Raw genomic sequence first — 9,810 nt, 5'->3', positions numbered from 1 at the left:
GTCAGCCATCGCTCTCGCCGCACTCGTTATTTACTGGCTATGAGTCCTGAGCCTAACACTAGAAATCGACAACTGCCGCCGTAATAAAGCATCTCGAAATGTTAGGGCTTCACTACGAGCATATTTATCAATCCGCTTGTCACCCAGTTCTTCAATTAAGTAACTCACAGACCGACGGACAGAACTCTCAAAGCTCGGTGACCTGTCTCTTCCTTTCAAGTCTAAATAAGTCTCCAACGCCACGCTGATATATGGTAATGCTGAAACCTCATCATTGTCTAATCGAGCGGAGCGCGACTGGAGAGAGTTCTGTGTAAACAATCTCACTCCGGAGGAAACTTTAGACACAATACCCTCAGCCCTAATCTGAGACCATATCGTCTCCAGTTCGTTTGATAACCTTTCAGATGCAGCCATAGCTTTTCTTCGACTTCTGGTTCGTAAAGAAACATAAAGCCGGTCACGATTATATTTCTGCTGCAGTTCGCAAGGAATTCTACGTGTATAGTAATAGATCCCGCTACGACGCTTGAGGTACGTGTGATTATGGTGGTTCATTTGGTGGCCAGTCCTGTAGTAACGAATAGAAAACCGCTGAAAAGCTGCAAGATTTCCACAAGATTACTAAGGAAAATGGTGCCCCCAGAGAGACTCGAACTCCCGACCCACTGATTACAAACGCACATACCAAACCTTCCACAACTATCGACAATCAATTTTTAACAAGCAAAAACAGTGTTTTAACGTGATATTCGATGCTAAATTTTCTTCTCAAGTCATGCCTGTTTCGATGACCGTCGATGGTTTTAGACGCTCCACTTCACACAAAACTTCACACAGTCTGCAAGGTGACATCCTTACTAAGGTGCTGTTTTATTTGAATTAAATAATCTGTTGAACCTGCCAAGTTGTCGCGTAAAGTATTCGAAAATCAGAATTTTGGAGTGCCGAACATATGTCAAAAAACGACACCACCAACTTCCAAGACTGGTTGTCCGCATATGGACCAGAAACCAAACAGGACGCATTTGATCTGTATGATGCAGTCACAACGGCATCACCGTGCGGAAGGTATGATGCATCGGGAAGCGATGGGAAGGTATTTGTGAGCGTCCCAAGTGAACCAAAACTAGCGATCCTTGGCAGTGCAGCAAAACAAGCGTTTATGAAAGTTTTGGATTCCTACAACCCTTTTCCAGACATGGGTTGGGAAGGTGCAAAAGAGTATCATCGCTCAATGTCGAAGGATGATTGATCCGATTACTCTTGCTGCGATTTTTCGGATTCCATCTTCTTCACCAACCGTTTGAATGCCATCGCATCTTCATAACTAGTAGCAGTATCACCTTCTCGAAGGCGCTTAAGTTCTTCTTGCGTCATTTGTTTTTGATCTTTGCGTTCATTGGTCATCAGTTGAACCTCCGTAGATTTGAAACTGGCACGTTGATGATAGCATTCTCAAATCCCCCAGCGTGCCGCTTTGGCATAGGCACCCGCTGTGTCAGATTTGATACGTGACACTGCGAACTTGCTGAGACCAACCTGACGGGCGATCTCGTTCACTCCAACGCCTTCACCAACCTTGGCAACGATCTGGTCAATCTGTGGAGTGGTAAAGGAAGGTTTCCTGCCCTTGTAGGCGTCATCACCCATTGCCTTCCTGTGTTCGTGACCTGCCTTCGCTGCCAACTTCTGTGCTTCCGCCTGTGCTTGTGCATTCGCTGCCATGAAGGCAATCATGGCGTCACGTATTGCCTTCTGCATTGGATCATCAGTAGCACCGTCAAACGTCATGTTGTTGATCACGGTTTTGATCGTGACCCCCATTTGCATGAACTCTCGGATGTTGGCGGTCACGTCTTCATAGTTGCGACCAAGACGGTCTACCCAACGGACAACCAAGGTGTCGCCCGCCCTCAACTTGTCGAACAACCGTTTTCCACCTGGACGATCTTTCAAGGGCACTGAGACGCCGGACACCCCTTCATCATCTATCACCCAATCAAGTTTGAACCCCGCTTGTTCCGCTTGGGTCTTTTGATGTGAAACGGTCTGATCAGATGTCGAAACCCGGGCGTATAATATCGTCGCTATAGTTCTGCTCCACTTTGTTGCATAAGGATTCGTTGCATTTATATCATTGCGTAAGAAGAAAATCTAGCCGTGTGCAACATTGTCAGAAGCGGTTTGGGGATACCTGCTACATCTTGACCTTATGCAACTGGCGAAAACTTGAATTGATAAGAAGTCCCATTGGGACCGATGTGCTGCGACAAGAAAAAATTCAGAAATCGCAAAAAAATCCCCAAAAACAGCAAAACACATAGATACATACGTATAAATAGAACAGGTGGTTGCAATCACCGTTAATGAACGTCTTTCGGCAAAGTTTACATAAGCGATTGTCCGAACCAAATCTTTAGAAATTAGAAAATGCGGAAGTTAAAAAATCCGCATATAGTTTAGTATTGCCAATTGAAAGGAATATTTATGAAAAAGAAAGATGAAATAAATGAAACAATAATGTATTTATCAAGAATATTTGATAAGCACACCAACTTTGTGGATGTTCAGGCGAATGCCTTAGTTTTCACAATACAAGTGAAAAACTTCCACAACACAGATAGAGTTCAAAACGCAATTTATAAAAAAATCCATAGAGCAATATATGGAAGACTACCTTCACCAGATGAATTTACATTTTCCATGTTCATTGCTGGTGATGTAGAGGGAAGCAGAAGCGGATACATTCCTGATCATGTTTTGCTTGATCCAATGATGCCACATTATCATGGGATCATATTGTTTTCCAAACAAGATTGGGAAGTTATACGCGAAAACATCTCTTACTGGAAATCCAAAATCAGATCATCAATATCAGACATTAGGGAAATTTTAGATGATGTAGTTGATGCAGATGGATGCATTATAAAAGAAAGCATCTGGATTGATATATTCGACAAGAAAAAGTGTCACGATGCGAAGCATCAATCACCGACAGGTGATTATGTTCAATATGCTATGAAGTCACATCTGCAAGCGATCAATAGAAGTATTTATACATATCAACCGAAAGTCTATCCATTTGATGTTTATGCGACTGAGAAAGACACGATGAGCGCCAGTCATTTGTTTGATGTTCTTTATGGACTTCAAAGGCGATTTGATCAAAAGAGGAACCTTATGAGGCAACAGATTAAAATAAAACCCAAGAAATTATAAGGAGACGCACATGGTAAAGATAAAAACTTACAGACCCGTTAATTTAAACATGGATTCTGAACTTCTGATGAAGTTGGATCAACACAAGCATTCAGGCAAACCAAGAAGTCAGTTGATACATGAAGCGATTGAGCACTACTTGGTTGTGCTTGATAGAAATGCTTCACGGCAGCGACAGTGGTCAGTGTGAAGGCGTAGAGTGCCTTTGTGATGATTTGGCAGGGGAACCATGCGCACCCCTACCAATATCACTGTGCGGTCCTCACAGCGCGTGCCAGCACTACTTGATCAGTAGTTCATCAAGTGACTCACCTGCTTCCAGATGTTCAATGATCCAAGCAGGTTTTCTGCCGCGACCAGTCCACGTCAGTTCTGAATTTTCAGGATGGGCATACTTTGGTTCTGACTTAGTTTTCGATTTTTTAGAAGGTGCGTCACCCATCAAGTCTTCCAACTTGAACCCATGTTCGGATGCTATCGCTTTCGCTGCCTCCAGTGCTTCGTCACGTTTCCGCTTTTCGAAGTTGTCGATTGCTTTTGTTACCTTCTTTTGAAGTGACTTGAGTTCATCCAAGTCCAGTTCGTCTAGGTCAATATCCATAATGTTTCCTTGTTAGATGTTCAGATTTGCACCATGATCCTTCAACCATCTGCGGCATTCCTGATAATCGTCGCAGTATCCTTCAACCAATTTCCAATATTTTGGCGAGTGGTTGTGTTCGATCAGGTGACATAGTTCATGGATCACTATGTAATCCACAATTTTGTGTGGTGCTAGGTGCCATAGGATCGCCTGTCAGTGCGCTTGTCCAGTTTTGCTCAGGTTTGCATGGTCAAAGCGCACAAAGCGCCCCTGTGAGCGTCACAGCGCCTCCTGAGGTCCGTTGCCTTCTGCGCCATGATCTTGCATGTTGTCTCTGTGTCGATGGGTAGGTGAAGAGACGATGACAGACGAGCAGAAAAAATCCCTTGAATCAAAACTTTGGGATATTGCCAACACCCTCAGGGGCAAGATGAATGCAGATGAGTTTCGTGACTATGCGTTGGGTTTCATCTTCTTCAAGTATCTGTCCGAGAAGATGCACATCTATGCCAACGACATCCTGAGTGGTGATGGTATCGAATACCTGTCACTGGATGAGAACACTGCCGAGGGGCAAGAAATCCTTGAAGCGGTCAAAGTTGAGGCCGTGGAGGCACTTGGTTATTTCCTGAAACCATCCGAACTGTTCCACCAGATCGCCGTGCGTGGGTCCAAGGGCGAATTCATTCTCGAAGAACTGACCAGTGTCCTGAATGCTATTGAGCGTTCCACAATGGGCACCGAGTCCGAAGATGATTTCGATAACCTGTTCGAAGACCTTGACCTGACATCCACCAAGTTGGGGCGCACTGAAAACGCCAAGAACGAGATCATTTCAAAGGTTCTGGTTCATCTGGATGCTATCGACTTCAAGTTGGAAGATGCCAATGCCGATGTGCTTGGTGATGCCTATGAATACTTGATTGGGCAATTTGCATCTGGCGCAGGCAAGAAGGCAGGTGAATTCTATACCCCGCAAGAAGTCTCTACGATCCTTGCCCGCATCGTGACCACAGGGAAAACCCGTCTGAAATCTGTTTATGATCCTACCTGTGGGTCAGGGTCGCTTTTGTTGCGTGTTGCCCGTGAGGTCAAAGAGGTTGGTGATTTCTACGGTCAGGAGATGAACCGCACCACCTACAACCTTGCTCGCATGAACATGATCTTGCACGGGGTCCACTATCGGAATTTTGATCTTAAACAGGACGATACGCTTGAAACCCCTATGCACGAGGGGATGCGGTTTGAAGCGATTGTTGCCAATCCACCGTTTTCGGCAAAATGGTCAGCGAAAGACTTGTTTCAAGCAGATGACCGCTTTGCCCCTTATGGTCGTCTGGCACCATCTTCTAAGGCAGATTATGCTTTTGTGACCCACATGCTGCACCACTTGGATGACAACGGTGCCATGGCGGTTGTGCTGCCCCATGGTGCCTTGTTCCGTGGTGGTGCAGAAGGGCATATCCGAGAGTTCATCATCAAGGAAAAGAACTGGTTGGATGCCGTGATTGGTCTGCCTGCCAACATTTTCTACGGCACCAGCATTCCCACCTGCATCATGGTGTTTAAGAAGTGCCGTGAAACGGATGAGGTTCTGTTCATTGACGCATCAAAGAACTTCGAGAAGGGCAAGAACGAAAACTATCTTCGACCGTCAGATGTCGACAAGATCGTTGAGACCTTCCAGAACCGCACTGTGGAAGATAAGTTCAGTCATCTGGCGCATCTGGATGAGATTGCCGAAAATGACTATAACTTGAACATCCCCCGTTATGTCGACACGTTCGAGAAAGAACCTGATGTCGATCTGACCGCTGTGACCGCCAATCTGAAACAGATTGAGCAGGACATGGCGGAAGTGGATGAAACCATCAAAGCATTCTGTGCTGAACTTGGGTTGGAGGCACCAGTATGAGTGCGGTTCCTAAGTTGAGGTTTCCTGAGTTTGGTGGGGAATGGGTTCGCAGCAGGATAGATGAAATCGGCACCTTGAAGTCGGGTGTTGGATTTCCGGAAAAAGAACAGGGAGGTTTGGAGGGAACACCTTTTTATAAAGTTTCGGATATGAACATTCCTGAAAACAGTCAAGAGATGGTCTTGGCAAACAACTATGTGACCGAAGAGCAGATTAAGAGGTTAAAATATAAACCCATCGCCTCAAATAGCATTATCTTTGCGAAAGTAGGTGCTGCAATATTTCTGGACCGAAAGCGTCAAGCTCGCAACTTCCTGCTCGATAATAATATGATGGCCTTTCTGCCTTCGCCCGAAATAGATTTTCGCTTTATTTACCAAGTATTTCTCCAATTAAACTTGGCGAAGTTTGCACAAGTTGGTGCCCTGCCTTCCTATAATGCATCTGATATTGGCATTATCAAAGTTCAAATCCCCTCCCTTCCCGAACAACAAAAAATCGCATCATTCCTGTCCTCTGTAGACAAGAAAATCGACTTACTGCGCCAAAAGAAAGATGCCCTTGAACTCTATAAAAAGGGTTTGATGCAGAAAATCTTTTCGCAGGAAGTCCGCTTCAAGCAAGGCGATGGAAGTGATTTTCCTGAGTGGGAAGAGGTGGCGTTGGGGGATGTTGCGAAGCGATCAACGGAGAAGAACAAGGACCTTGAGTTAACACTTGTTTTAACAAATTCTGCTGTTCAGGGCGTTGTTATTCAAACGGAGTATTTTGACAAAAGTATCGCAAATGAAGCTAATATTTCAGGTTACTATAAAATTCGAAAATATGATTTTGTTTACAATCCAAGAATATCCAGCTCAGCACCCGTTGGTCCTATTTCGCAAAACCTTAAGGAAGATGGAGTGATGTCTCCGCTCTACACTATTTTTAGGGTAGAGGTTCAGCATCAGGGTTTTTTAAGCGTCTATTTCAAATCATCAGTATGGTATGATTACATGCGATCCGTAGCCAATCAGGGCGCAAGGCATGATCGGATGAACATAACAACAAGTGACTTTATGGCGCTTCCGATTGACTTACCCTGTGCTGAAGAGCAGGAAAAAATTGCAGACTTCTTGTCTGCGTTGGACGCTAAAATCCAAAAGACATCATCCATGTTAGATCAGATGGAAACCTTCAAGAAGGGTCTCCTTCAACAGATGTTTGTGTAAGGCGGTGCGGGATGAGTTCTTACCAGAGTGAAAGTCAGCTTGAAGATGCCCTTATCCAGCGCCTGCAAGGTAAGGGATGGGACAAGGTTCATCTGGCAACAGAAGATGACCTCTGGAAGAACGTTCAGTCGCAACTTGGTAAGCACAACAAAACCACCTTCAGTGATGCTGAGTTCAAACGCATCCGCAACCACCTTGAAAAGGGATCACCCTTTGAGAAGGCGCATACACTACGGGATCGTTTCCACCTGACCCGTGACGATGAAACGTCTTTCTATGTTGAGTTTTTCAACACCGAACATTGGTGCCGCAACGAATACCAAGTGGCATCACAGATCGGCATCAAGGGACGCCGTAAGAACCGCTATGACGTGACCTTGCTGGTCAATGGCATCCCCCTCTGCCAAATCGAACTGAAGCGCCGTGGTATCGAACTGAAGGCGGCATTTGACCAGATCAACCGCTACCAGAAAGACAGTTTCACAGCGGCAGGTGGTCTGTTCCAGTATGTGCAGATTTTCGTGATCTCGAACGGGGTGAACACCCGTTACTATGCCAACAACAGGCACCAAAGTTTCGCACAAACCTTCACTTGGGCAGATGTCGACAACAAGGCAATCAATCGCCTAGATGCCTTCACAGACCTGTTCTTGGAAAAGTGTCATCTGTCCAAGATGATTGCCAAGTATATCGTTCTGCACCAGAGCGATCGTATCCTGATGGTCTTGCGCAGTTACCAATACTACGCCGCCGAAAAGATCACAGAACGTGTCCAACTTGGTAGGCAGAATGGCTATATCTGGCACGCTACGGGATCAGGCAAGACGCTGACCAGTTTCAAGGCAGCACAGAACCTCATGGAAATCCCCAAGGTCAAGAAGACCTTGTTCGTGGTTGACCGTGCCGATTTGGACCACCAGACGGTCAAGGAATACAACCATTTTCAACCGGGTTCCGTTGATGGAACTGATGACACCAAATCACTGGTGAAGCAGTTCACGAACCCCAATGTGAAACTGATCATCACCACGATCCAGAAACTGAACAACGCCATCAGTAGCACTCGCCATCATGAGGCGATGGATGCTTTGCGCAAGGAACGTGTTGTCTTCATCTTTGACGAATGCCACCGCAGTCAGTTCGGTGATGCTCATAAACGGATTGTGGACTTTTTTCCTGCCGCTCAGATGTTTGGGTTCACTGGCACCCCAATCTTTGCCGACAACGCCATCAAGCGCAGGACCACCAAAGACCTTTTCAACGAATGCCTGCACAAATATGTGGTCACAGATGCCATCCGTGATGAAAATGTTCTGCGCTTTGCTGTGGAATACGTCCAGCACATGGATGAGGAAGCGAAAGAACACCGCTCCAAGGAGTTCTTTGAACACCCTGATCGTATTGCCACGATCACCGATTGGGTGATCCAGAACCATCACAAGAAGTCTCGTGGCAAGCAGTTTGGTGCCATCATGTGTGTGGGGTCCGTGGATGCGCTGCTACAATATTACGAATGCTTTGATGCAAAGCGCAAAGCGGGTGAACATGATCTGAAAATTGCATCCATTTTCACCTATGCCGCCAATGAAGAAGACCCTGACGCCGATGGTCTGATCCCTGAAACGCATTTTCCATCTGACAGCACATCCAGCGTCTCGACACCAAAGCGGGATCGTCTGGTGGAGATCGTGAACGACTACAACGCCCTCTATGGCGTTCAGGAAAGCGTCTTGGATGGGAAAGGGTTCTACAACTACTACAGGGCAGTAGCGAACCGTGTGAAGTCCCGTGACTACAAACCATTTGATCCAGAACAGGGTGTCGACATCCTGTTGGTGGTCAACATGTTCCTGACTGGATTTGATGCCAAGACTGTCAACACGCTCTATGTCGATAAGAACCTGAAATACCACGGTCTGATCCAAGCGTTTTCCAGAACAAACCGCATCCTGAACCTTGAAAAGTCACAAGGGAACATTGTCTGTTTCCGTGATCTGAAAGAGGCCACGGATGACGCCATTGCGCTGTTCGCCAACAAGAACGCCCGTGAAGAAATCATCATTGGCAGTTACGATGAACACCTTGCCAAGTTTGAAGCAGCGGCGGCGGATTTGTTCGCTATCGTTCAAACACCTGACGCCGTAGATGATCTGCAAGATGAGAACGCCCAAGCAGCGTTTGTGAAGGCATTCCGTGATCTGATCCGTATCCGCAACGTTCTGGCAACCTTCAGCGAATTTGATGAAACCACCTTGCCTGTGCACCCCCAAGATTTTGAGGACTTCAAAAGCAAGTATGTTGATATGGCGCACCGCCTGTCACAGACCGAAGAGGAAGATGTTCCACCCGCTTTTGATGGGATAGACTTTGAACTGGAACTGATCCGCCGAGATGACATCAACGTATCTTACATCATCGCTTTGCTGACCTCCATGAACCTGATGGACGGCGAAGGCGAAGACGGAAAGAAGAAAGCAAAGCAATACCGCAAACGCATCTTCGAACTTTTGCAGTCTGAGGTCTCGTTGCGTGGCAAGCGTCCCTATATTGAAAAGTTCATTGACCAAAAACTGCCCATGCTTGGACCAGAGGATGACATCCACCAAGCGTTTGCAGATTTTTGGTCAGAAGAGCGTTCACAGGCGTTCAAGACCTTTGAAGACGAACACGGGTTAAAGGACCAAGAGTTCCAAGCACTCGTGTCGCAGATGATGTTCTCTGGTAAGCAACCGCTGGCAGACGATGTGATGAAAGCACTCAAGGAAAAACCATCTATCCTGCAACGCCGCAAGAAAGTTGAAACCGTTCTGGAAGGCGTGAAGGATGAAGTGGTCCCAGAAAACTGGACAGTCAGCTAAGGTGTATCCCAAACCTTTGAA

10 protein-coding genes are annotated in these 9,810 nt (G+C 46.2%); 5 read left to right on the top strand and 5 right to left on the bottom strand.

Annotated elements, in window-relative coordinates:
- Nucleotides 1–30: 30 nt before the first annotated feature.
- Nucleotides 31–558, bottom strand: a complete 528-nt coding sequence (locus tag TL5118_RS21855; protein WP_370701697.1) for a DUF6538 domain-containing protein — start codon at nt 556–558, stop codon at nt 31–33.
- A gap of 397 nt (nt 559–955) precedes the next feature.
- Between TL5118_RS21855 and TL5118_RS21240 the strand changes: the two genes are divergently transcribed.
- The gene (locus TL5118_RS21240) at nt 956–1,255 is read left to right on the top strand and encodes a hypothetical protein (RefSeq protein WP_131727476.1); all 300 of its coding nucleotides are present in this window, start codon (nt 956–958) and stop codon (nt 1,253–1,255) included.
- A 5-nt stretch (nt 1,256–1,260) separates the two neighbouring features.
- Here TL5118_RS21240 and TL5118_RS21460 read toward each other — a convergent pair whose 3' ends face one another.
- A complete protein-coding gene (locus TL5118_RS21460) occupies nt 1,261–1,410 on the bottom strand; it encodes a hypothetical protein (RefSeq protein WP_165590073.1) in 150 nt (49 codons plus the stop codon).
- A gap of 48 nt (nt 1,411–1,458) precedes the next feature.
- Entirely contained in the window at nt 1,459–2,085 is a 627-nt protein-coding gene (locus TL5118_RS20085) for a recombinase family protein (protein WP_306345401.1), read from the bottom strand.
- Nucleotides 2,086–2,490: 405 nt separating this feature from the next.
- On the opposite strand from TL5118_RS20085, the gene TL5118_RS20080 reads away from it, so the two are divergent.
- The gene (locus TL5118_RS20080; protein ID WP_058242103.1) at nt 2,491–3,222 is read left to right on the top strand and encodes a hypothetical protein; all 732 of its coding nucleotides are present in this window, start codon (nt 2,491–2,493) and stop codon (nt 3,220–3,222) included.
- 280 nt (nt 3,223–3,502) lie between these two features.
- On the opposite strand, the gene TL5118_RS20075 is transcribed toward TL5118_RS20080, so the two are convergent.
- Both TL5118_RS20075 and TL5118_RS21850 read right to left on the bottom strand, forming a co-directional pair.
- A complete protein-coding gene (locus TL5118_RS20075) occupies nt 3,503–3,823 on the bottom strand; it encodes an H-NS histone family protein (RefSeq protein WP_306345400.1) in 321 nt (106 codons plus the stop codon).
- Nucleotides 3,824–3,835: 12 nt separating this feature from the next.
- On the bottom strand, nt 3,836–4,012 hold the full coding sequence (locus TL5118_RS21850; protein ID WP_082626146.1) for a YgjP-like metallopeptidase domain-containing protein: 177 nt from the start codon (nt 4,010–4,012) through the stop codon (nt 3,836–3,838).
- 154 nt (nt 4,013–4,166) lie between these two features.
- On the opposite strand from TL5118_RS21850, the gene TL5118_RS20070 reads away from it, so the two are divergent.
- Genes TL5118_RS20070 through TL5118_RS20060 form a run of 3 tightly spaced genes read left to right on the top strand, consistent with a single transcriptional unit; the run spans nt 4,167 to nt 9,789 of the window.
- Nucleotides 4,167–5,720, top strand: a complete 1,554-nt coding sequence (locus tag TL5118_RS20070; protein WP_058242101.1) for a type I restriction-modification system subunit M — start codon at nt 4,167–4,169, stop codon at nt 5,718–5,720.
- Entirely contained in the window at nt 5,717–6,931 is a 1,215-nt protein-coding gene (locus tag TL5118_RS20065) for a restriction endonuclease subunit S (protein WP_058242100.1), read from the top strand. The genes TL5118_RS20070 and TL5118_RS20065 overlap by 4 nt, the downstream gene beginning before the upstream one ends.
- Nucleotides 6,932–6,942: 11 nt before the next feature.
- A complete protein-coding gene (locus tag TL5118_RS20060; protein WP_058242099.1) occupies nt 6,943–9,789 on the top strand; it encodes a type I restriction endonuclease subunit R in 2,847 nt (948 codons plus the stop codon).
- Nucleotides 9,790–9,810 lie beyond the last annotated feature (21 nt).

This window comes from Thalassovita autumnalis, assembly GCF_001458255.1.
GTDB lineage: Bacteria > Pseudomonadota > Alphaproteobacteria > Rhodobacterales > Rhodobacteraceae > Thalassobius > Thalassobius autumnalis.
The sequence above is the reverse complement of the archived record's forward strand: the minus strand, read 5'-3'. Positions and strand labels throughout refer to the sequence as shown.